The sequence below is a fragment of the Burkholderia sp. SIMBA_051 genome (assembly GCF_046534915.1).
Taxonomy (GTDB): domain Bacteria; phylum Pseudomonadota; class Gammaproteobacteria; order Burkholderiales; family Burkholderiaceae; genus Burkholderia; species Burkholderia ambifaria.
Genome location: NZ_JAWRXS010000930.1, coordinates 1 through 234 on the forward strand (window position 1 = coordinate 1; position 234 = coordinate 234).

1 pseudogene is annotated in these 234 nt (G+C 65.4%); it reads right to left on the minus strand.

Annotated features, from left to right (window positions below):
- Positions 1-13: 13 nt before the first annotated feature.
- A pseudogene (locus SB771_RS37215) lies at positions 14-234 on the minus strand (COX aromatic rich motif-containing protein); the annotation flags it as partial.

Here is a 234-nt window from a genome sequence, read left to right on the forward strand (position 1 = left end):
TGCCGAACATGCGTTACCCCTTCGTGCCGCAGGCGGCGTCCTTCAGGTCGAGGACGTGGCCATCGTTGTATTTCGCGATGATGTTGTGGAACAGCTTCGGATCGACCGACGAGAAGTAGCGCACCGGCGCCTTCTCGCTCGGCTGCGCGACCGTGCCGTACACGGTGGCGTCGAGCCGGTGGCGAAGCCTTCACCTTCTGCACCCACGCGTCGAACTGCTCGCGCGGCTCGGCG